General features: G+C 71.0%; 19 protein-coding genes and 1 riboswitch. Of the genes, 8 read left to right on the forward strand and 11 right to left on the reverse strand.

Annotated features, from left to right (window positions below; all coding sequences use genetic code 11):
- The 5 genes from ACWD5O_RS30155 to ACWD5O_RS30175 form a co-directional block, all read right to left on the reverse strand.
- Entirely contained in the window at positions 1-393 is a 393-nt protein-coding gene (locus ACWD5O_RS30155; protein ID WP_354963303.1) for a YciI family protein, read from the reverse strand.
- 114 nt (positions 394-507) lie between these two features.
- Entirely contained in the window at positions 508-2,646 is a 2,139-nt protein-coding gene (locus ACWD5O_RS30160; protein ID WP_450087393.1) for an alpha-galactosidase, read from the reverse strand.
- Positions 2,643-3,554: a carbohydrate ABC transporter permease gene (locus ACWD5O_RS30165; protein ID WP_450087394.1), complete on the reverse strand. Its 912-nt coding sequence runs from the start codon at positions 3,552-3,554 to the stop codon at positions 2,643-2,645. Before ACWD5O_RS30165 ends, ACWD5O_RS30160 begins: the two co-directional genes overlap by 4 nt.
- Positions 3,551-4,507 carry a carbohydrate ABC transporter permease gene (locus ACWD5O_RS30170; RefSeq protein WP_450087395.1) on the reverse strand — a complete coding sequence of 319 codons (957 nt, stop codon included), beginning with the start codon at positions 4,505-4,507 and terminating at the stop codon, positions 3,551-3,553. Before ACWD5O_RS30170 ends, ACWD5O_RS30165 begins: the two co-directional genes overlap by 4 nt.
- A 21-nt stretch (positions 4,508-4,528) precedes the next feature.
- The gene (locus tag ACWD5O_RS30175) at positions 4,529-5,854 is read right to left on the reverse strand and encodes an ABC transporter substrate-binding protein (protein ID WP_354963009.1); all 1,326 of its coding nucleotides are present in this window, start codon (positions 5,852-5,854) and stop codon (positions 4,529-4,531) included.
- Positions 5,855-6,138: 284 nt separating this feature from the next.
- Here ACWD5O_RS30175 and ACWD5O_RS30180 point away from each other — a divergent pair, with 284 nt between their 5' ends.
- From ACWD5O_RS30180 to ACWD5O_RS30190, 3 genes are all read left to right on the forward strand, one after another.
- Positions 6,139-8,142, forward strand: a complete 2,004-nt coding sequence (locus ACWD5O_RS30180; RefSeq protein WP_450087396.1) for a beta-galactosidase — start codon at positions 6,139-6,141, stop codon at positions 8,140-8,142.
- A gap of 36 nt (positions 8,143-8,178) precedes the next feature.
- Complete coding sequence (locus ACWD5O_RS30185; RefSeq protein ID WP_074318174.1) at positions 8,179-8,955, forward strand: DeoR/GlpR family DNA-binding transcription regulator; 777 nt, start codon at positions 8,179-8,181, stop codon at positions 8,953-8,955.
- 52 nt (positions 8,956-9,007) lie between these two features.
- Positions 9,008-9,090: riboswitch (ZMP/ZTP riboswitch) on the forward strand.
- Between the two features lie 25 nt (positions 9,091-9,115).
- Positions 9,116-9,991, forward strand: coding sequence for a bifunctional 5,10-methylenetetrahydrofolate dehydrogenase/5,10-methenyltetrahydrofolate cyclohydrolase (locus tag ACWD5O_RS30190; protein WP_450087397.1), 876 nt, complete (start codon positions 9,116-9,118; stop codon positions 9,989-9,991).
- A gap of 5 nt (positions 9,992-9,996) precedes the next feature.
- Here ACWD5O_RS30190 and ACWD5O_RS30195 read toward each other — a convergent pair whose 3' ends face one another.
- Together ACWD5O_RS30195 and ACWD5O_RS30200 are read right to left on the reverse strand one after the other, a co-directional pair.
- Positions 9,997-10,335, reverse strand: a complete 339-nt coding sequence (locus ACWD5O_RS30195; protein ID WP_450087398.1) for a hypothetical protein — start codon at positions 10,333-10,335, stop codon at positions 9,997-9,999.
- Between the two features lie 265 nt (positions 10,336-10,600).
- Positions 10,601-11,323: a TetR/AcrR family transcriptional regulator gene (locus ACWD5O_RS30200; protein WP_450087399.1), complete on the reverse strand. Its 723-nt coding sequence runs from the start codon at positions 11,321-11,323 to the stop codon at positions 10,601-10,603.
- Between the two features lie 55 nt (positions 11,324-11,378).
- Here ACWD5O_RS30200 and ACWD5O_RS30205 point away from each other — a divergent pair, with 55 nt between their 5' ends.
- The 3 genes from ACWD5O_RS30205 to ACWD5O_RS30215 all read left to right on the forward strand — a co-directional run bounded on the left by ACWD5O_RS30205 (position 11,379) and on the right by ACWD5O_RS30215 (position 14,255).
- Positions 11,379-12,374 (forward strand): ATP-binding cassette domain-containing protein, encoded by a 996-nt coding sequence (locus ACWD5O_RS30205; protein ID WP_450087400.1) that lies wholly within the window; start codon positions 11,379-11,381, stop codon positions 12,372-12,374.
- Positions 12,371-13,153 (forward strand): ABC transporter permease, encoded by a 783-nt coding sequence (locus ACWD5O_RS30210; RefSeq protein WP_450087401.1) that lies wholly within the window; start codon positions 12,371-12,373, stop codon positions 13,151-13,153. Before ACWD5O_RS30205 ends, ACWD5O_RS30210 begins: the two co-directional genes overlap by 4 nt.
- 142 nt (positions 13,154-13,295) lie before the next feature.
- Positions 13,296-14,255, forward strand: a complete 960-nt coding sequence (locus ACWD5O_RS30215; RefSeq protein WP_450087402.1) for a sporulation protein — start codon at positions 13,296-13,298, stop codon at positions 14,253-14,255.
- A gap of 74 nt (positions 14,256-14,329) precedes the next feature.
- Here the strand turns inward: ACWD5O_RS30215 and ACWD5O_RS30220 are convergent, their stop codons facing one another.
- From ACWD5O_RS30220 to ACWD5O_RS30230, 3 genes are all read right to left on the reverse strand, one after another.
- The gene (locus tag ACWD5O_RS30220) at positions 14,330-14,707 is read right to left on the reverse strand and encodes a hypothetical protein (RefSeq protein WP_354963001.1); all 378 of its coding nucleotides are present in this window, start codon (positions 14,705-14,707) and stop codon (positions 14,330-14,332) included.
- A 173-nt stretch (positions 14,708-14,880) separates the two neighbouring features.
- Positions 14,881-15,759, reverse strand: coding sequence for a glycerophosphodiester phosphodiesterase family protein (locus ACWD5O_RS30225; RefSeq protein ID WP_450087403.1), 879 nt, complete (start codon positions 15,757-15,759; stop codon positions 14,881-14,883).
- The gene (locus tag ACWD5O_RS30230; RefSeq protein WP_450087404.1) at positions 15,756-16,922 is read right to left on the reverse strand and encodes a glycerophosphodiester phosphodiesterase family protein; all 1,167 of its coding nucleotides are present in this window, start codon (positions 16,920-16,922) and stop codon (positions 15,756-15,758) included. Before ACWD5O_RS30230 ends, ACWD5O_RS30225 begins: the two co-directional genes overlap by 4 nt.
- Positions 16,923-17,113: 191 nt before the next feature.
- Between ACWD5O_RS30230 and ACWD5O_RS30235 the strand changes: the two genes are divergently transcribed.
- The gene (locus ACWD5O_RS30235) at positions 17,114-17,536 is read left to right on the forward strand and encodes a hypothetical protein (RefSeq protein WP_450087405.1); all 423 of its coding nucleotides are present in this window, start codon (positions 17,114-17,116) and stop codon (positions 17,534-17,536) included.
- A gap of 79 nt (positions 17,537-17,615) precedes the next feature.
- Here ACWD5O_RS30235 and ACWD5O_RS30240 read toward each other — a convergent pair whose 3' ends face one another.
- Positions 17,616-19,910, reverse strand: coding sequence for a HelD family protein (locus ACWD5O_RS30240; RefSeq protein WP_450087406.1), 2,295 nt, complete (start codon positions 19,908-19,910; stop codon positions 17,616-17,618).
- 147 nt (positions 19,911-20,057) lie between these two features.
- Here ACWD5O_RS30240 and ACWD5O_RS30245 point away from each other — a divergent pair, with 147 nt between their 5' ends.
- Entirely contained in the window at positions 20,058-20,693 is a 636-nt protein-coding gene (locus ACWD5O_RS30245) for an SGNH/GDSL hydrolase family protein (protein WP_450087407.1), read from the forward strand.
- Positions 20,694-20,778 lie beyond the last annotated feature (85 nt).

Below are 20,778 nucleotides of genomic sequence, written 5' to 3' on the forward strand. Positions count from 1 at the left end.
TCACAGCTCCTGGGCTGGGGCGGACATGATCGGGTGCACCTCGATCGGCATGTTCAGCGGCCGGCCGCCGGGGCCGGGTGCGGTGGAGATGTACGCGGCCAGCTCCACCGCCCGCTGCGGGCTGTCGCAGTCGACGATCCAGAACCCGGCGAGGAACTCCTTCGTCTCGGCGAACGGTCCCTCGGTGACCACCGGCGCCCCGCCCTCACCGGCGCGGACGATCCGCGCCTGCTGCGGGCCGCCGAGGCCCTGCCCGTCGACCCACTCCCCGGCCGCGGTGAGCTTGCCGTTGACCTCACCCATGAACCCGATGTGCGCCTGGATCTCCTCCGGCGTCCAGGTGTCGATGCCCGGGAAGTCGGTCCCGGCGGCGCTGAACTGCATCAGCAGCATGTACTTCACGATTCGCTCCTCACGCCTGCGCACCATCTTCGGTGCTCTCACCCTGAGGTAGAAGCAGCCGGCACCGTTCTCGACACCCCGGCCAGAGATGTTCCGGGAATTTTCTCAGTCGACGGCGTCGACCTCTAGCACCAGGCTCTGCTCCGGATGCAACGCGGGCACCTGCACCCCCACCCGGGCCAGTGCCGCCCCGCTGAGGGTGACGCCACCGTCTAGCCAGGCCGGCGCGGACCGGTCGATGGTCGCCGGGGCCGGCACGTCCGACACCGGTCGCACCCGGTACCGCCGGCCCGGGTCCAGACCGGGCAGCCGGACCGCGCCCGGGGACTGCGCCACCGAGGTGGCCAGCCGGGCCACCGCGTACACCGCCCTGGTGCCGTCGTGGTCGACCACGCCGTGCGCCCAGACGGCCGGGTCCGGATGGTCGACCCGGACCACCCGGCCGGCGTGCAGCAGCGGACGCAGCCGCTTGTGCAACGCGACCCAGGCGGCCAGCTCGGTCTGCTCGACGGCGCTGATCGACGCGATGTCCCACTCGATGCCGTGGTGGCCGAAGAGCGCGGTCGCTGCCCGGAAGCCGAGGTCGTGCACCCGGTGGGTGGTGTGCGAGCGTTCCGGCCCGACGTGCGTGCCGATCAGCTCCGGTGGCAGCAGCAGCCCCGTCCAGCGCTGGATGCTGAGCCGTTCCAGGGCGTCGTTGCAGTCGCTGGCCCAGACCCGGTCGGTGCGCGCCAGGATGCCCAGGTCCACCCGGGCGCCGCCGGACGCGCAGCTCTCGATCTCCACGCCGGGGTGGCGGCGGCGCAGCTCGTCGAGGAGCCGGTAGACCGCCAGGGTCTGCCCGTGCACCCCGGGGTGGCCGTGGTGGCCGGCCTCGGTGAGGTCCCGGTTGTGATCCCACTTGAGGTAGCTGATGCCGGGATGCTCGGTGAGCAGTTTGTCGAGCCGTTCCAGCAGGTGGTCGTACGCCTCCGGGCGACCCAGGTCGAGCACCTGCTGGTTGCGCCAGAGCGGCGGCAGCCGCCCCGGCACGGCCAGCAACCAGTCGGCGTGCGCGCGGAACAGGTCGGAGTCGGGGTTGACCATCTCCGGCTCCACCCAGAGGCCGAACTCCAGACCCCGACCGGTCACGTGGTCGATCAACGGTTGCAGGCCGTCCGGCCAGACGCCCTCGTCGACGAACCAGTCGCCGAGCCCGGCGGTGTCGTCGCGCCGGCCGCGGAACCAACCGTCGTCGAGCACGAACCGTTCGACGCCGATCTGCGCGGCCCGGTCGGCGAGCGCCCGCAGCCGGTCCAGGTCGTGGTCGAAGTAGACGGCTTCCCAGACGTTCAGGGTGACCGGGCGGGGGGAGCGTGGGTGCCGGGGCCGGGCCCGCAGGTGGGTGTGCAGCACGTCGCTGAGCCCGTCCAGCCCGGCGTCGGACCAGACCGCGTAGAGCAGGGGAGTGGCGTACGACTCGCCGGGGCCCAGCCGGACCTCGCCGGGGGCCAGCAGCTCGCCGCCGCCGAGGGTCGACTCGCCGGTGGGTCGGCGCTCGGCGAAGGTGACGTGGTCGCCGCTCCACGCGGTGTGCACCGCCCAGACCTCGCCGTGGCCGAAGCCGAACCCGGCGGTGCCGGCCACCAGCAGCAGGGTGGCGTCGTGCCCGGTGCGACCGTGCCGGCCTTCCCGGACCCAGCTGCCCAACTGCCACGAGTGCCGCTGCGGGGACCGCTCCCGGCACCACCGGCCGGTCAGGTCGAGCAGTTCGGTGGCGACCGCCGCCACCGGCAGCACCGGGGTCAGCTCGCGCAGCTCGTACGCGTCGTCGCCGTCGTTGCGCAGCCGGTGGCGCAGCAGCAGCAACCCGGTCGGGTCCACCTCGATCTCGATGGTCAGCGACAGCTGTGCGTCCGGGTCGCTGGCCCGTACGGTCACCCGTGCCGAGCCCTCGTCGGCGGGTGGTTCGACGTCGAGGCCGTCCAGGCGGAAGGCGGTGGACCAGCCGGTGCCGTCGCGGTGCCCGGCCAGTCCCGGCCGGCCGCTCCACCCGGCGCTCGGCTCCGGCAGCAGGGAGAGCACGGTCGGCTCGTCGAAGCTGCTCGGCACCACCGGCGGGACGGTCGCGTCGACGAGCTGGCGCAGGCCGTCGTCGTCGAGGTCGCCGATGTCGCCACCCCAGTGCGCGATCCGGGGCAGCCCCGGGCCGCGCGCGTCGAGCACCAGGCTGGTCCGCGCGCGGCGCAGGTGCAGGATCGTCATCCCTTTGAGGCTCCCAAGGTCAGGCCCCGGACGAAGTGCCGCTGGAGCATAAAGAAGATCACCAGAGTGGGGATCGCGACGAGCACGCTGCCCGCCGAGACCAGGTTGTTGTCGGTGAAGAACTCGCCGCGCAGGTTGTTCAGCGAGCTGGTCACCGGGAACTTGTCGCCGGTGCGCATGAGTACGGTGGCCCAGAAGAACTCGTTGTAGATCCAGGTCACCTCCAGGGTCGCCAGCGCGGCCAGGGCCGGCCGGCACAGCGGCATGGTGACCTGCCAGTACTGCCGCCAGATGCTCGCCCCGTCGACCATCGCCGCCTCGTACAGGTCGCGGGGCAGCGCCTTCATGTAGTTGCTGAGCACGAAGACGCAGAACCCGCACTGGAAGGCCACGTTGATCAGGATCAGACCCCAGTAGCTGTCGTAGAGCAGCTCGGAGTCGCTCATGAACTCCGGCAGCGGCACCTCGGTGAACAGCCGGAACAGTGGGATGAGCAGCGCCTGCTGGGGCAGCAGGTTGGCCGCGGTGAACACCCCGAGCAGCACGAGGTTGAGTTTCCAGCTGAACCGGGCGATGACGAACGCCACGCAGGAGGCGAGGAAGAGCGTCAGCAGCACCGCCGGCACCGTGATGTAGACCGAGTTGAGGAAGTGCTTGCCGAACTCCGCGGTCCGCCAGGCGGTGACGTAGTTGTCGAGGGTCCAGCCGCCGAACGAGACGTAGCCGTTGGCGGCGGTGTACTCGTAGGAGCGCAGCGACGTGAGCACCGCCCAGGCGATCGGGAAGAGCCAGGTCAGTGCGACGGTGATGAGGAAGCCATGCAGCAGCATTCGGAGCGGGGTCAGCTTGCGGCGGGCCGGGGCCTCGACCCCACCCTCGGTACGCCGGGTCACGGTCGCCGTGCTCATTGCCGGTGCTCCCTCATCACGGTCGCCAGGTAGATGGTGATGAAGACCAGCGAGACGACCAGCATGATGGTGGCCAGCGCCGAGCCGAATCCGATCCGGCTCGCCTCACCCACCACGTTCTGGGTGACCAGCGCGGAGATCAGCTCCAATCCGTTGCGGCCCTTGTTGACCACCCAGACCAGGTCGAACGCGCGCAGTGACTCGATCACCGTCACCACCAGCACGATGATGTTGATCGGCCGCATCACCGGGAACACCACCCGGAAGAACGTCCTGCTCTCCGAGGCGCCGTCGACCGCCGCGGCTTCCCGCAGCGACGGGTCGACGCCCTTCAACCCGGCCAGGTAGAGCAGCATGATGTAGCCGACGTGCCGCCAGCCGGAGGCGACCATCACCGCCCAGATGTTGACGTTCGAGTCGCCGTACCAGTCGACGTTGCTGCCGAACACGGCGTTGATCAGACCCTGGTCGCGGGAGTAGAGCAGCTGCCAGACGAAGCCGATCAGCGCCAGCGAGAGCACCACTGGCAGGTAGAGCGCGGTCTGGTAGAAGCGGCTGCCGCGCAGCTCCTTGTCGAGCAGGACGGCCAGGAACATGCCGAACGGGCTGGCCACCAGGAACAGCGCCGCCAGCCAGAGCAGGTTGTGCTGGATCGCCGGCACGAACGGCGGGTAGATGTTCACCACGTCGCTGTAGTTGCGGGCGCCGACGAATTCGATCTCGTTGAGTGGGCCGATGCCGTCCCAGTTGGTGCCGGAGAGCAGCACGGTGGCCGCTGCCGGCAGCCAGACGAACCCGGTGACGAGCAGCAGCGGGACGAGCACCATCAGCGTGATGACCACGCGGTCGGTGCGGGACAGGAGCCGTAGCCGCCGGCGACGACCACCCGTGGGGGTGGTCGCGGCCGGCGACGGCACGGCGCGATCCGCTTGGTTCAGGGGCAGGTCGGACACGATGTCCTCCCCCTTCCGCCGTCAGTCGGTGAAGATCGACTTCTTCTGGTTCTCGATGCTCGAGGTGAGCCCGCCGATGTCCTTGGGGTCCTTGATGAACTGCTGGAGCGCCGGGATGATCACCGTGGAGGCGAAGTCCGGCCGGGTGTCCCGGTCGAGGAACTGGGCGATCTCGGTGGCCGACCCGACCAGCTCGGCCGCTTTCTTCTGCAGGGCGGTGTAGCCGCTGACGTCCGCGCCGGAGTTGGCGACCAGGGTGGCCGGGTCGTTCTTGACCGTGATGTCCGCGGCCGCCTTGCCGCCGAAGTACTCCAGCAGCTTCCGGGCGTTGTCCTCGTTCTTGGGCTTGCGGGCCATCATGTAACCGTCGATCGGGGCGTCCAGGGCCTTGGCGCCGATCGCCGGGTCGATCTCCGGGAACGTGAAGAAGTCGAGGTCGTTCTGCTCCTCGTTGCTGAACTGCTGGCCGACGAAGAGACCGAGCAGGTACATGCCGCTCTTCTTCTGCTGCAACGACTGCGCCGCCTCCTGCCAGGTGCGGCCGAGGCTGTCCGGCTGGTGCAGGGGGAGCAGGCCGGCCCAGGTGTCGAAGACCTTCTTGACCTTGTCGGAGGTCCAGGCCTCCTTGCCGGCCATCAGGTCGACGTGGAACTGGTAGCCGTTGATCCGCAGGTTGAGGATGTCGAAGGTGCCCATCGCCGGCCAGCCGTCCTTGTCGGCGAAGGCGATCGGGGTCAAGCCGTCCTTTTTCATCTGAGCGGCGAGGGTGGTCAGGTCGTCGAGGGTCTTCGGCGTCTGGTAGCCGTGCTGCTGCCAGACCGACTTGCGGTAGAAGACCGCCCACGGGTAGTACGACGCCGGAACGAAGTACTGCTTGCCATCGTCCCCGGTGGACGCCTTCTTGAAGGCGTCGGAATAGCCGGAGAGCTTGCCCCACACGTCGCTGATGTCGCTGGCCAGGCCCTTCTGGGCGAAGAAGCGCATCCGGTAGCCGGCGAACCAGGTGAACACGTCGTCCGGCTTGCCCTGCAGGTAGTTGTTGATGTTCTCCTGGAACGTGTTGTGGTCGACCGTGTTCACCGCGACCTGGACGCCGGACGAGGTCTTGAAACCGTCCGTGACCTTGGCGAGGACGTCCTTCGGCTTCGGGTCGGACTGGTTCGAGCCGAGGGACACCTCCTTCGACTCGGACCCGCCGGAGTCGTCGCCGCAGCCGGCGAGCAGGCCGGTGCCGAGCAGCGCGCCCGTGCCGGCCGCGCCGGCCAGCAGCGAGCGTCGGTTGATGCCGGCTACGGAGGGCGGTACGAGCCGAGCCAGGTACTCGGCTTGGGATCGGGGACGGGACATCTGTGCCTCCTGCGGATGAAGAGGTGCTACGCCCAAGGGCCGTCGGGGGTGGTGAAGGCAGGTTCAGCGCCGTGAATGCACATTCGGATCCCACGAGAATCCACAATGGCGAACACGAACGGCCATTGGGGCCTCAAGCTACCCGTCCGCCGGGCGCTGTCAAGAGGGCAATTCGCCTCCCGGAACCCAGTCGTGACACGGCCGTTACGTGGTAAACGTTGGAAAAGAAGTCGATGTTGGAACCTGTTGACTTTCGTGGGCTGCCGGGTGCAACCTCAGCTTTCATGCGGCGATGGCAGGGCAACGGCATCTATTTCGGCGGCGACTACAACCCCGAGCAGTGGCCTGAGCAGACCTGGTCGGAGGACGTCGAGCTGATGCGTCGGGCCGGGGTCAACCTGGTCTCCGTCGGCATCTTCTCCTGGGCCCTGCTGGAGCCCACCCCGGGCCGGTTCGAGTTCGGCTGGCTGGATCGGGTGCTGACCCTGCTGCACGACGGCGGCATCCAGGTCGACCTGGCCACCGCCACCGCCAGCCCGCCTCCGTGGCTGGCCCGCGCATACCCGGAGACGCTGCCCCGCCGGGCCGACGGCGCGATCCTCTGGCCGGGCGGGCGGCAGGCGTACTGCCCCAGCTCCCCGGTGTTCCGGGAGCGGTCGCTGGAGCTGGTACGCGCGGTCGCCGGTCGGTACGCCGAGCACCCGGCGGTGGTGATGTGGCACGTCTCCAACGAGCTGGGCTGCCACAACGTGCACTGCTACTGCGACGTCAGCGCCGAGGCGTTCCGCGACTGGCTGCGCGAGCGGTACGGCGACCTGGACCGGCTCAACGACGCCTGGGGCACCGCGTTCTGGAGCCAGCGCTACGGCGACTGGGCCGAGATCAACCCGCCGCGCACCGCGCCGACCTTCGCCAACCCCACGCAGCAGCTGGATTTCCTGCGCTTCTCCTCCGACGAGCAGCGGGCCCAGCTGCGCGCCGAACGCGAGCTGTTGAAGACGCTGGTCCGCCAGCCGGTGACCACCAACTTCATGATCGGCACCGGCATCAAGCACATGGACTACCACTCCTGGGCCGACGACGTGGACCTGGTCTCCAACGACCACTACCTGACCGCCGCCGACCCGCAGGCGCACCTCGGGCTGGCCCTCTCCGCCGACCACACCCGCGGCGTCGCGGGCGGTGATCCGTGGCTGCTGATGGAGCACTCCACCAGCGCGGTGAACTGGCAGCCGCGCAACGTGGCGAAGCTGCCGGGGGAGATGCGCCGCAACAGCCTGGCGCACGTCGCCCGGGGCGCCGACGGGGTGCTGTTCTTCCAGTGGCGGGCCGCCCGGGCCGGCGCCGAGAAGTTCCACTCCGCGCTGGTGCCGCACGCCGGGCCGGACACCAAGGTGTTCCGCGAGGTCTGCCAGCTGGGCGCGGACCTCAGGGCGCTGGCCGAGGTACGCGGCAGCCGGGTGGACGCCGAGGTGGCGATCCTGTTCGACTGGGAGGCGTGCTGGGGCGTCGAGCTGGACTCGCACCCCAGCGTGGACGTCCGCTACGCCGACCGGTTGACCGCCCTGTACGGCGCGCTGTGGCGGGCCGGCGTGACCGCCGACATCGTCCACCCGTCCGCCGACCTCAGCGGCTACCGGCTGGTCCTGGCACCCACCCTCTACCTGGTCCGCGATGCCGACGCCGACGCGCTGAGCCGGTTCGTCGAGGCCGGCGGCACCGCGGCGATCACCTACTTCAGCGGCATCGTGGACGAGAATGACCACATCCGGCTGGGCGGCTACCCGGGCGCGTTCCGGGAGCTGCTCGGCGTACGGACCGAGGAGTTCTTCCCGTTGCGCGAGGGCGAGCAGGTGCGGCTGGACGACGGCAGCACGGCCGACGTGTGGACCGAGTGGCTGCACCCGGAGGGCGCCGAGGTGCTCGCCTCGTACACCGATGGGCCGTTGCCGGGCGTGCCGGCGCTGACCCGGCGGCCGGTCGGCGCGGGCGCCGCCTGGTACGTCGGCACCCGGCTGGACGAGCCGGCCACCGATCGGCTGGTCGCCCGGCTGCTCGACGAGGCCGGCGTCCGCCCGGCGGCGCGGGCGCCGACCGGGGTGGAGGTGGTCCGGCGCCGCGACGGTGAGCGAAGCTGGCTGTTCGCGATCAACCACACCGGGAGCGAGGTACGGCTCGCGGTGACCGGCACCGAGTTGTTGACCGGAGCACGGTGCGCCGGTGAGCTGACAGTGCCGGCCGGCGAGGTGGCCGTGATCCGGGAGGATCGGGCTGACGGACCGGCCTGACCCGGTGACAGCCACGGCGCGAAGGAGGTTCCCCAGGTGCTCGCCCAGCAGCGGCAGACCGCCATCCTCGATCTGATCCGCCAGCGTGGCGGCGTACGGGTGAGTCAGCTCGTCAGTCGGTTCGGCGTGTCCGACATGACGATCCGGCGCGACCTGGAGGTGCTGGCCGAACGCGGGCTGGTGGACAAGGTGCACGGCGGCGCGACGCTGGCCGGGCCGGGCTCCGCCGAGGAGCCCGGCTTCGCCGCGAAGTCGATCCGCCAGCAGGCGGAGAAGCGGGCCATCGCCGAGCGGGCGGCGACCATGGTGGAGCCGGGGATGGCCATCGCGCTCTCCGCCGGCACCACCACCGCCGCGCTGGCCACGCTGCTCTCCGACGTACGGGGGCTGACCGTGGTGACCAACTCGATCCCGGTGGCCGACGCGCTCTACCAGAATCCGCGCGCCGATCAGACGGTGGTGCTCACCGGCGGCATCCGTACCCCGTCGGACGCGCTGACCGGGCCGGTGGCCGAGGCGGCGATCAGCGCGCTCAACGTCGACCTGCTCTTCCTCGGCGTGCACGGGCTCAGCCCACGGACCGGCTTCACCACGCCCAACCTGCTGGAGGCCGGGGTCAATCGGTGTCTGATCGGCGCCGCCCGCCGGCTGGTGGTGCTCGCCGACCACACCAAGTGGGAGACCATCGGCATCGCCACCATCGCCCCCTTGGAGGCGGCCGACGTGTTGATCACCGACGTCGGGCTGCCGGCGGAGGCGCGTACCGCGATCGGCGAGCAGGTCGGCGAGCTGGTCGTCGTCCAGGCCGGCTGACGGCCCGCAGCGCCCAGCCGGTTGGTCCGGTGCCCGGTTCGTCGGGCAGAATGGGTGGCGACGCGACTGGCGGCACCTGGGATGGCAGAACCATCGGGGAGCTCATCGCGGGGGTCGACCGCCTGGGCTTCCGCGCCGAGGAGAGCCATGCCGTCAACCGATGAGCAGACCACCCCGCGCACTGCCACCCTGCTTGCCGGGTCAGCCGGTGGCCGACGCGGTCCTCGCCGATGTTGCCGAGCGGGTGGCCGTGCTCCGCGCCGCCGGAGTCGTCCCGGCCCTGGCCACCGTTCTGGTCGGCGACGACGACGCAAGTGCCGGCTACATCGGCATCAAGCAGCGTCAGGCCGCCCAGTTGGGCTTCGCCTCGCCGCACCGCCACCTGCCCGCCGACGCCACGCAGGAACAACTCCACGAGGTGATCGCCGCCTTCAACGCCGATCCCGCCGTGCACGGGATCCTCGTCCAGTATCCGGTCCCCGACCACCTGGACTACGACGCGGCGTTGCAGAGGATCGACCCGGACAAGGACGTCGACGGCATGCATCCGCTGAACCTCGGTCGGCTCGCGCTCGGGCTGCCGGGGCCGGTGCCCTGCACGCCAGCCGGCATCGAGGCGTTGCTGGCCCACCATGGCATTCCGGTCTCCGGGCGCGAGGTGGTCATCCTCGGTCGCGGTGCCACGCTCGGGCGGCCACTCGCCACCCTCCTCGCCCAGAAGCGCCCCACCGCCAACGCGGCCGTCACCGTCGTGCACACCGGCGTCGCGGACTGGCCCCGATACACCCGCCGGGCCGACATCCTGATCGCCGCCGCTGGCGTACCCGGCATCATCCAGCCCGAGCACGTCAAGCCGGGGTCCGTCGTCATCGGCGGCGGCGTGCGGTACGCGGGTCGGCGGCTGCTGCCGGACGTCGACGAGGCGTGCGCCGAGGTCGCCGGGGCGATCACCCCCCGAGTGGGCGGGGTGGGCCCCACCACGGTGGCCATGCTCTTCCGCAACGCCGTGGCCGCCGCCGAGCGTCAGGTCGGCTAGGTCGGCTAGGGAGCATCGGCGGGCAGGCAGGGCCCGCGGTGGTCGGCCGGGCGCGCGCACCGCCGGCGACCGGGCATGATCCGGTCGCAGAACATCCAATGTCGTACGTGCTGCGCGTCCTCGGCCGAGACGGTGGCGCCGGTGACGTCGACCTGCGGAGTCGAGGCCAACGACCGGGCGATCGTACGGGCCAGGTCCAGCGCCCCGGCCAGGTCGGCGACCGTCACCGGCAGGTGGATCACGTGCCGGGGCGCCGGCTCCGCCGGTTCGGTGTACGCCTCGACGGCGAATCGCGGCAGCGGCGTGAAGAGCCCGCTGTACTGGTGTTCCCATCCCGGGCTCACGGCTGACGCCGCTCGGACCAGGCGCCCTGCCAGTCGCGCAGCGCCCGCTTCACGCGAGCGTTCTCCGCGCTGAGCCGAGCCAGCCTCGTCGGCGGCGTCAAGAGCGGCACGTTCGGGCGCGCAACCCACTGATCCCGGTTGCACCCTTCCAGGCGGTGGCGTCAGTTGATCGACTCGGTATCGCGGATGTCGGGGTGTCCCGCGACCGGGATACCCCGATTTCGCTGATGTCGAGTTGATCAACAAGGGGGAAGGGGCGGGGGTTTCAGGTTTTCCGGGCGAGACGCTGCTCGACGAGGACCTGGACGCCGTCGAGGATCCGTTGCAGGCCGAACTGGTACAGCCAGTCCCGGTCGGCCTCGGGGTCGTCGGTCGAGGCGAAGCCACCGCCGCTGAACGCGGCCATCAGCGCGGGGAACCGGGCCGGATCGATGATCCGGGTGAAGAGCGTCTCGTAAGGGTCGGCGTCGGCGATCGCGGTGGGCGCACCGGCCGCGTGGAACGTCAGGTCGGCGAAGCTGTGCGCCTGGATGAGCACGATGGCCGACACCTTCTCGTTCTCGTCGAGCGGAGTCGGGCCCAGGGCGCGCAGGCCGTACTCGAACCAGCTGAGCTGGTGCGGGGTGGCGGGTGGGCCGAACATCGACAGCGTCTGCAGGATCCACGGGTGGCGGCGGAGCTTGCGGACCGCGGCCCACGACCAGCGGTCCAGGTCCGACCGCCAGCCCTGGCCGGTCACCAGGTCCGCGGGTGGGGGGCCGACGGCGGCGTCCTGCATGTGCAGGATCAGCTCTTCCTTGTTCGCGACGTGCCGGTAGAGCGACATCGTGGTGAACCCGAGGCTCTTGGCGACCCGGCTCATCGACACGGCGCCGAGGCCGTCGGTGTCGGCGACCTCGATCGCGGCGCCGACGATGCGCGCCAGCGACAGCCCCTCCCGTGCCTCGGGGGCGGGCTTGGCCGTCCAGACCGCCTCGAGCGGTGACATCGCGCGTTCCATGAGGGGTTGATCCTATACCCGGTGTATGGCATACACTGAGTTTATGGCATACACAGTTGAACTTGAATCAGTGACGAAGCGGTTCGGCGGTGTCGCCGTACTCGATGGGGTCGACCTGCGGGTCGAACGCGGCAACGTCGCGGCACTGCTGGGGCCGAACGGGGCCGGCAAGACGACGGCGGTGAAGGTGCTCTCCACGCTGCTGCGTCCGGACGGCGGCCGGGCGGTGGTGGCCGGGCACGACGTCGTGTCCGCGCCGGCGGCGGTACGCCGATCGATCAGCCTCACCGGCCAGTACGCGGCGGTCGACGAGATGCTGACCGGCCGGGAGAACCTGGTCCTCATGGGCCGGCTGCGTCACCTGACCAGGGCAGCGGCGCGGGCCCGAGCCGACGAGCTGCTTGACCGCTTCGAGTTGACCTCGGCCGGCGGGCGGCGGGTGTCGACCTACTCCGGCGGAATGGCCCGCCGGCTGGACATCGCGCTGAGTCTCGTGGTCGAGCCCCGGGTCCTGTTCCTCGACGAGCCGACCACCGGGCTGGACCCGCGCAGCCGCCGCGACGTCTGGGGCTCGATCGCGGAACTGGCAGCCGCCGGAGTCACCGTCCTGCTCACCACCCAGTACCTGGAGGAGGCGGACCGGCTGGCGGACCGGATCACCGTGCTGCACGGCGGCCGGGTCGCCGCCGAGGGGACCGCCGAGCAGCTCAAGGCCCGGGTCGGCGGCGAAACCGCGCAACTTGTCCTGCCCGACGCCGACGCGCTCGCCCGCGCCGTGGCGGTGCTCGCCGCGAACGCGGTACCCGCCCGGGAGGACGCCGAGACGCTGTCCGTGCACGTACCCACCGACGGCACCGCGGCCGCGATACGAGACCTGCTGGGTCTGCTCCACGCCCAGGGCATCGAGGTGGACCGGCTCGCACTGCACCGCCCCAGCCTCGACGAGGTGTTCCTCGCGCTGACCGAGCAGCCGCTGACCGAGCAGGCGGCCGAGCAGTCGCCGACCGAGCGGGCGTCGGCCGTGGCGGTGACCCGATGACCACGCCTCAGCTGACCCGGATGCCCGGCGTGCTCGTGGACGTGAGCGCGCTGGTCGGTCGCGGCCTGCGACGATCGGTACGCAGCGTCGACGCGTTGATCACCGCGATCCTGCTGCCGGTGCTGATCCTGCTGGCGTTCGTCTACGTCTTCGGTGGCGCGATCGAGACGGGCACCCGGTACCTGACCTATGTCGTGCCGGGGATCGTGCTGATCTGCGCGGCCTTCGGCTCGGCCTCCACCGGCGTGGGGGTGAACCAGGACATGACCACCGGGATGATCGCCCGCCTCCGTTCGTTGCCGGTCCTCGGCTCGGCGGTGCTGATCGGGCACATCGTGGCCAGCGTGGCGCGCAACCTGGTGTCGACGGCCGTCGTGGTCGCGGTGTCGCTCCTCCTCGGCTTCCGGCCGACGGCCTCGGTGCTCGACTGGGTGGCCCTGCTCGGGCTGCTGGCTCTGTTCATGTGCGGGATATCGGCGCTGTCGGCCGCGTTCGGCCTGCTGGTGACGAACGCGGAGGCGGCCGGCGCGTTCTCCTTCGTGGTGCTGTTCCTGCCGTACGTGAGCAGCGCGTTCGTGCCGCCGGAGACGATGCCGGACTTCCTCCAGGGGTTCGCCCGCAACCAGCCGATGACGCCACTGGTCGAGACGGTCCGTGGGCTGCTGGTGGGTGGTCCCGTCGCCGAGTCGGCCGCGGCCGCGCTCGCCTGGGCCGTCGGGTTCCTGGTGGTGGGCGTGGCCGCGTCCGGCGTGCTGTTCCGGCGCCGAGCGAGCCGCTGACACGACACAACACGCCGACATGGCGACACGCAGTGCCCACCGCCAGCACTTCACAGCCATCTCACAGGGCCTCTCGATAGGGTGCCCACGAGTCAACGTCCGACTCCATGGTGGAGCGGTCGGCTGTCGCACAGGAGTTCCGATGGTCTTCAAGAAGATGTTGAGCGCGTTCGGTGTCGGCGGTCCCAGCGTGGACACCGTGCTGACCAACCCCAACACCCGGCCTGGCCTGACCCTTGACGGGCAGGTCAACCTCGTCGGCGGTGACAGCCCGGCGGCCGTCGAGCAGGTGGTGATCGGCCTGGTCACCCGGGTCGAGGTCGAGGGACACGACACCGAGTACGCGGGCACCATGGAGTTTCACCGCATGGCCGTCAGCGGCCCGCTCCAGCTCGCGCCGAAGCAGCAGCTCTCGCTGCCGTTCCAGCTGCCGGTGCCGTGGGAAACCCCGATCACCGACGTGTACGGCCAGCGCCTGCACGGCATGACGATGGGCCTGCGCACCGAGCTGGCCGTGGCCCGTGCCGTGGACAAGAGCGACCTGGACCAGGTGGCGGTGCACCCGCTGCCGGTGCACGAGCGGATCCTGGAGGCGTTCCAGCGGCTCGGCTTCCAGTTCAAGCACGCCGATCTTGAGCGCGGTCACATCCGGGGCGTCCAGCAGACGCTGCCGTTCTACCAGGAGATCGAGTTCTTCGCGTCGCCGCAGTACGCCAACACGATCCGGGAGGTCGAGCTGACCTTCGTGACCAGCCAGCGCGGGGTGGACGTGATCCTGGAGTGCGACAAGCGTGGCGGCTTCCTCAGCGCCGGGCACGACGCGTTCGGCCGATACCAGGTGTCGCACGCCGACGTCGACCGGGTCGACTGGGCGCAGATGGTCGACGGCTGGCTGCGCGAGACCACCTCCCGCTACGGCAGCCTGCGCTCCCAGGGCTTCGGGCCGGGGCACGGGCGCGGGCATGGCCGGGGGCACGGGATGGGCGGCATGGTGGCCGGCGCGGCGCTCGGCGTGGCTGGCGGCATGATCGCCGGCGAGATGATCGAGGACGCCTTCGAGGGTGACTTCGGTGGCGACTTCGGTGGTGACTTCGGCGAGTAGTCGTCCAGACGCGACAGTGGCCTCCGGGAGATTCCTCCCGGAGGCCACTGCACGTAGTGCTACCGCGTACCCGGTCAGTGCCGGGCCTTGCGCTCTTCGCTGCTGCGGTGGTTACTGCCAGCCTTGGCCAGTCCGCGGCTACCGAGGTAACCCAGCGTCAGCAGGGTGATCAGGAACCAGGCATTGTTGGCGCGGAAGATGTCCACCCCGGCGGAGTTCTTCCCGACAACCTGCGAGGCGACCAGTACGCCGGCCACCGCGATCAGGTAGATCCAGAACTCGGTGGTCTTGAACGCTTGCTTGGTCTCCGTACCGGGTGCCTGCATGTCGTTCCGGCGCCCGTCCTGCATGACCGGCATCTGCCGGGTCTGCGTGTTCTGCATCGACGCCGGGTTCTGGACGTCCGACGTCGGCCGGTTCATCGGCCGGGTGGAAGCAGCCTGCGTGCTCATCTGGTCCTCCTCAGGATGCGATGAGTCGTACCTGCATTCCCTCGCCCCGCTACCGCGTTTCGGCCACGGCACGGTTCGTGTTCAGGCGGGGACACCCCCCGACTACCCGAGCCCCCTGAGCAGGTAACACCCGACCGCCGGCCAAAAAGATCCCGGCCGGCGGTCGGGTGCGGTCAGCGCAGGCCGTTGCGGACCGCGACGCTCACCAGCAGATCCGGGTCGTCGGTGATGATGCCGTCGACACCGAGGTCGATGACCCGCTGCATCACCCGCGCGTCGTCGACGGTGTACGGGATCACCTTCAGGTCGTACCGCGTCTGAAGCGTCCGCACGTCCGGTCCGTGGAAGTATGCCGGGTTCTCCCGCAGGTACCAGTCGGGCGAGGCGACCGTGCCCTGGTGCGGGTCGTGCACCTGCCAGTTCGCCGACACCGTGCCGGCGCCCGCGGCCCGGGTCAGCCTGCCGAGGTCCTGGGACTTCCACCAGTCCAGCCCACCGGTCCACGGGCTCTTCACCGACGGGTCGCCGTACACCGCCTCGAGCGAGCACTCGTCCGCGAGGGTGGTGCACTCGGCCGGGCCGTACTGCCAGACCAGGCCGACCGTGCCGATCCGGCGGTCGAGCTGCCGGGCGTAGGTGATGGTGCGCCAGTCGAACGACTGGATGGTGGCCCGGTCGGTGAAGCCGGCCCGCTGGATCGCGCCGACCAGCTTGCGGGTGAAGCTGCGGTACGGCTCGGTGTCGTTCACCACCGGGCTGATCTTCGTCTCGATGTTCATCCCGATGTCACTGCGGCCACTCGCCTTCACCAGGGCGAAAACCTCGTCCAGCGTGGGAATCCGGGCACCCGGCGCGGGCACCTGAGCGGGCAGTTCGGGCAGTGTCTTCGTGCCGCAGTCGACGGTCTTGAGCTGCGCCAGGGTCAGCTCGTGCACCGGCTTGCCCACGTACGGGAAAGAAGGGTCACCGGGGCGCACCGGGGCGGTGTCGACGCAGTGCGAGCCGTTGACTGTGCGGTCGTGCAGCACCACGAGCTTGCCGTCGGCGGTCACCCCGGTGTCCAGCTCCAGCGTGAGATGGCCCGGTTGGCCAGCGCGTTCGCGAAGGCCGGCAGGGTGTTCTCCGGCCGGGTGGCTCGACCGCCGCGGTGCGCCTGGATGTCGAACGGCGCCGCGTACGCCTTCGGCAGCCGGTAGGCGCGCTGCGCCAGGAGGGCGCGCAGCCGGTCCGGGTAGTCGGTGATGATGCCGTCCACGCCGTCGTCGATGAGCTTGGTCATCGTCGGCAGGTCGTCGACCGTCCACGGGATCACCTTGATCCCGTAGCGGTGCGCCTCGGCGACCATCTCCCGGGTCACGTACGGCTTGTAGCCCGGGTCGGTGACCGTGCCGTTCTGCGGGAAGCCGTGCACCGGGGAGAAGGCGCTGGCGCCGAAGCTGCGGATCGCCTTGATCGGGTTGCCGCCGAAGTCGTCGATGTCCAGCCCGCCGAGCCACGGCGAGGCGCCCGGCTGGCCGGTCTGCAGGAAGTCGTAGTTGGTCAGGGCGACCAGCGGGAGCTTCGGCTCGACCTGGCGCATGCGCATCAGCGCGCCCCAGTCGAAACTCTGGATGGTGACCTGCTTGAGCAGCCCGGCGGCGCGGATCTCGGCCGCGGTGACCCGGACGAACTGCTCGCGGGGCGCGGTCTCGCTCGGCGCGCCGGCCTCCACCTTGGTCTCGACGTTGAGCTTGACGTCCTTCGCCCGATAGCGGTTGACCAGGGCGAACACCTCACGCAGTAGCGGCATCCGGGCACCCGGCACGGCGAGCTGGCCGGGCTTGTCCGCCAGCGTCTTCGAACCGCAGTCGAGGGTGCGCACCTGGGCCAGGGTGAGCGTGTTGATGTACTTCCCGACGTACGGGAACTCCGGGTCACCGGGCGACACCGGGGTGGTGTCGACGCACTTGGTGCCGGTGACCTTCCGGTCGTGGGTGACCACGGCCTGACCGTCCTCGGTGATCTGCACGTCCAGTTCGAGGGTGCTCACCCCGAGCTGGAGGGCGTTGCCGAAGGAGGCGAGGGTGTTCTCCACCCGCAGCCCGAGGCCCCCGCGGTGGGCCTGCACGTCGAATGTCCGGTCCGGTCGCGGCTTCGCCTGGGCGGGCACCGCGAGCCCGGTCGTCACCGTCGCGGCCACCAGGGCCGCGACGGCGGTACGGCGTACTCTGCGCACGCTGTCATCCCCTCCCGCCGGTGGGCGTCTCCCACCGGTCGCCGGACAGCATGGGCATCGTGGACAGCCGGCAGGCGGCCGGCGGACGGCGTGACGGTGAACCGGGGTGGACGACCTCCGGGCCTCGGCGGGTTTGGCCGGCCGGCCGTCGGGCACGCAGTCAGTTCCACAGCTTCTGCGAGGTGATGGACGTGCGTGAGGACGACATGCGGCAGGACGCCGCCCGCCAGGCCGAGGACCGGATCGCAGGCGGCGTGTACGGCAAGGGCGCCGTCGACGAGGTGACGGTGCCGCGCACCGATGTGGAGCGGATGATTCAGCAGGACGACCCGGACGATCCGGCGAAGGTGCGGGTCGATCCGCAGGTGCTGCGCGACGGCGGCCCCGTCGGGGGGCAGGGCGCGTTGACCACCACCGGTGGCACCGCCGGTCCGGCGAGCGTTCGCCGGGTGGCCCGGCAGCCGGAGCGGCACCGGGGCAAGGTGGCCCCGACGACGACCGGCGACGCCACCACCGGCGGTCTGAGCACCCCGATGGGCGGCGGCACCAGCGACCAGTCCACGTCCGCGACCGGTCCGGGCAAGTCCATCAGGGACAGGTCCGTCGGCGACTGACCCTGTCGAGCGAGTTCGCACCGCCGCCCCCGCCGAGCGACCACTCGGCGGGGGCGTTGCGGTTTCCGGGGTACGCCGGTCAGCTGCTCGGGCGCAGGATGCCCAGGCGTTGGGTGGCGCGGGTGAGAGCCACGTACAGGTCGCTGCGCCCGCGCGGCGACTCGGCCACCATCCGGTCCGGATCGACCACCAGCACCGAGTCGAACTCCAACCCCTTGGCCTGCGCGACGGTCAGCACCACCACCCGGCTCTCCAGCTCCGGATGCTCGCCCACCGCGGCCTCCGGCAACGCCGCGGTCACCGTCGCGCCCAGCGCGTCCACCCGGCCGGCCGGCACGATCACGCCGAGCCGGCCCTCGGCCAGCCCGGACGCCTCCCGGGTGGCCGCCGCCACCAACTCCGCGGCCAACTGCTCGTCCGGCACCGTCCGGTCCCACGGCGGTACGCCGCTCTCCCGCACCGAGCGCGGCGGCCGCAGTGCCGGGTCGATCTCGGCCAGCACGTCGGCGGCGACCGCCATGATCTCGGCCGGGGTGCGGTAGCTGACCGTCAACTCGGTCAACCGCCACCGCTGCGCCACGTACGGCGCGAGAGCATCGGCCCAGGAGGGTGTGCCGGTGAGCGCGCCGGTTTGCGCCACGTCCCCGACGATCGTCATCGACCGGCTCGGGCAGCGGCGCATCAGCAGCCGCCAGGCCATCGGTGACAGTTCCTGCGCCTCGTCCACGATGACGTGGCCGAACGCCCACTTCCGGTCGGCGGCGGCGCGCTGCGCGGTGGTCAACCGGTCGGCCTCCTCCTGCCGCTCCAGCAGCCGGTCCGCGTCGATCAGGTCGGTGACGCCGAGGATCTCACCACCTTCGGCCTCGTCCTCGACGTCGATCGACCGGGAGCCCCGGGCGATCTCCAGCACGCCCTCGGCGTACTCCCGTTCCATCCTGCGGATCCGGTCCCGCCGGGCGGCGGCGGCCCGCTCGTCCTCGCCGAGCAGCTCGGCGGCCTCGTCCAGCAGCGGCACGTCGGCCGGCGTCCAGCCACCCGGCTCGCGGTGCAGCCGGGCCCGTTCGTCGTCGGTGAGCATCGGCGCGGCGGCGGCGATCCGGTCCGGGTCGGCGTACAGGTCGGCGAGCAGGCGCTGCGGGGTCAGCACCGGCCAGAGCCGGTCGAGGGCGGCCCGGATCTCCGGTTCGTCGCGCAGCTCCCGGCGGATCTCGGCGCGGTCGGCCTCGTCGAGCAGGTTGTCCCCGCCCAGCGGGTCGGCGCCGATCCGCTCGGCCACCTGGACGGCGAGCGCGTGCACGATCTCCACGTCGAAGAGCGCCCGGGCCAGGTTGTGCGGCCGGTCCGCGCGGCGCACCCGATCCCGGGCGGTGCGCACGGTCTCCGGGTCGAGGGTCAGCGCCTCCCGCTCCACCTCGATCTCCAGCGGCTCGTCCGGCACCCACTGCCGGTCCCGTACGGCCCGCGCCAGCACCTCGGCGAGCACCGCCCGGCCCTTGAGGGCGGCGGTCTCGGCGGGCTCGGTCCGCTGGGCGCTCACCCCGGGAAAGAGGTCCCCCTGGGTACGCAGCAGCACGCCGGTCTCGGCCAGGGTGGGCAGCACCTGGGAGATGTAGCGCAGGAAGGTCGCGTTCGGGCCGACCAGCAGCACGCCCCGGCTGGACAGCTCCCGCCGGTGTGTGTAGAGCAGGTACGCCGCCCGGTGCAGCGCGACCGCGGTCTTGCCGGTGCCCGGGCCACCCTGGACCACCATCACCCCGGGCAGGTCGGCGCGGATGATCCCGTCCTGCTCGGCCTGGATGGTCTCCACGATGTCGCGCATCCGGCCGGTCCGGCCGGCGTTGAGCGCGGCGAGCAGCGACGCCTCACCGGTCAGCTCCTCGTGCGCGCCCGGAGCGGCGGTGGAGATGTCCAGCACCTCGTCGTTGAGCCCGGTCACCTTGCGCTGGCGGGTACGCAGGTGCCGGCGACGGCGTACGCCCTGCGGGTTGGCGGCGGTGGCGAGGTAGAACGGGCGGGCGGCGGGGGCCCGCCAGTCCATCAGCAGCGGGTCGTAATCGCCGCTGGTGTCGAAGATGCCGATCCGGCCGATGTAGTGGCGGGCGCCGTCGTCGCCGTCGAGGCGGCCGAAGCAGAGACCGTTCTCCACGGCGGAGAACTGCTCGACCTGGTCGGCGTACATCCGTACCGAGCTGTCGCGCTGGGAGCGGTCCTGCAGGGTGCCGCCGGTGTTGCGCAGCTCGCCGGTGAGCCGCTCGGCGGCCTGCTCACGCAGCCCGTCCAGCCGGTCGTAGAGCATCGAGACGTACTCCTGCTCGCGACCGATCTCGTCGTCAAGCGGCAATTCGCCGGAACCGCCGGAGTGCCTTGACAAGCCGTCTCCCTAAAGATTAGAATCCTTTACAGGAACGGCTTTGAGCCGTTCTTTTTTGTGCCCTCGAACAGTTGAAGATAGCGCGTCCCGCCGGCCTCGACCACGCTGACCGGGGCGGCGCGCCCGGTGATCACGAGGTGGCGGCGGATGATCCTGCGGACCGGGCAACGGGTGCTCTTCATCGGCGACAGCATCACCGACTGCGGCCGGCGAGACACCGCGGCGCCCTACGGCGCCGGCTACGTCAGCCTCGTTCGTGCCCTGGTCGGCTCCCGCCACCCCGAGCTGGACGCGGAGTGGATCAACCGGGGTGTGAGCGGGGACACCGTGCGGAACCTGGCCGCCCGCTGGGACGACGACGCCATCGCCGAGCGTCCGGACTGGCTCTCGGTCATGATCGGCATCAACGACATCTGGCGGCGCTACGGCGACCGGCCCGACGAGGCCGTCCCCCTCGACGAGTACGAGCACACCCTGCGCGACCTGCTCCGCCGTGCGGTGGACGCCACCGGCTGCCGGCTGATCCTCGGCGACCCGTTCCTGATCGAGGCGGACCGCGGCGACCCGCAGCGCGCCGACACCGACCGGTACTGCGCCGTGGTGGCCGCGCTGGCCACCGAGTTCGACGCGGTGCACGTGCCGACCCAGGCGGCGTTCGACCGGGTGCTCGCGGTCAGCCCGGCGAAGCGTTGGGCCGACGATCGGGTGCATCCGCACCTTCCCGGCCACGCGGTGCTCGCCGACGCGTTCCTCACCGCCCTCGGCGCGACCGCCACCCCCTGACGCCGCCGCCCAGCGCCGGCTGACGGTCCGCTTCGCTCGACCACGGCGCCACCGGACACGACGGCGCGCCGGGCCGACCCGGTGG

This window comes from Micromonospora sp. NPDC005161 (genome assembly GCF_053599855.1).

Coding starts and splice junctions, on each gene's coding strand:
- ACWD5O_RS30155 (WP_354963303.1), bottom strand. CDS start 393: ATGCTGCTGATGCAGTTCAGCGCCGCCGGGACCGACTTCCCGGGCATC.
- ACWD5O_RS30160 (WP_450087393.1), bottom strand. CDS start 2,646: ATGACGATCCTGCACCTGCGCCGCGCGCGGACCAGCCTGGTGCTCGAC.
- ACWD5O_RS30165 (WP_450087394.1), bottom strand. CDS start 3,554: ATGAGCACGGCGACCGTGACCCGGCGTACCGAGGGTGGGGTCGAGGCC.
- ACWD5O_RS30175 (WP_354963009.1), bottom strand. CDS start 5,854: ATGTCCCGTCCCCGATCCCAAGCCGAGTACCTGGCTCGGCTCGTACCG.
- ACWD5O_RS30180 (WP_450087396.1), top strand. CDS start 6,139: ATGCGGCGATGGCAGGGCAACGGCATCTATTTCGGCGGCGACTACAAC.
- ACWD5O_RS30190 (WP_450087397.1), top strand. CDS start 9,116: ATGAGCAGACCACCCCGCGCACTGCCACCCTGCTTGCCGGGTCAGCCG.
- ACWD5O_RS30200 (WP_450087399.1), bottom strand. CDS start 11,323: ATGTCACCGCTCGAGGCGGTCTGGACGGCCAAGCCCGCCCCCGAGGCA.
- ACWD5O_RS30205 (WP_450087400.1), top strand. CDS start 11,379: ATGGCATACACAGTTGAACTTGAATCAGTGACGAAGCGGTTCGGCGGT.
- ACWD5O_RS30210 (WP_450087401.1), top strand. CDS start 12,371: ATGACCACGCCTCAGCTGACCCGGATGCCCGGCGTGCTCGTGGACGTG.
- ACWD5O_RS30215 (WP_450087402.1), top strand. CDS start 13,296: ATGGTCTTCAAGAAGATGTTGAGCGCGTTCGGTGTCGGCGGTCCCAGC.
- ACWD5O_RS30220 (WP_354963001.1), bottom strand. CDS start 14,707: ATGAGCACGCAGGCTGCTTCCACCCGGCCGATGAACCGGCCGACGTCG.
- ACWD5O_RS30245 (WP_450087407.1), top strand. CDS start 20,058: ATGATCCTGCGGACCGGGCAACGGGTGCTCTTCATCGGCGACAGCATC.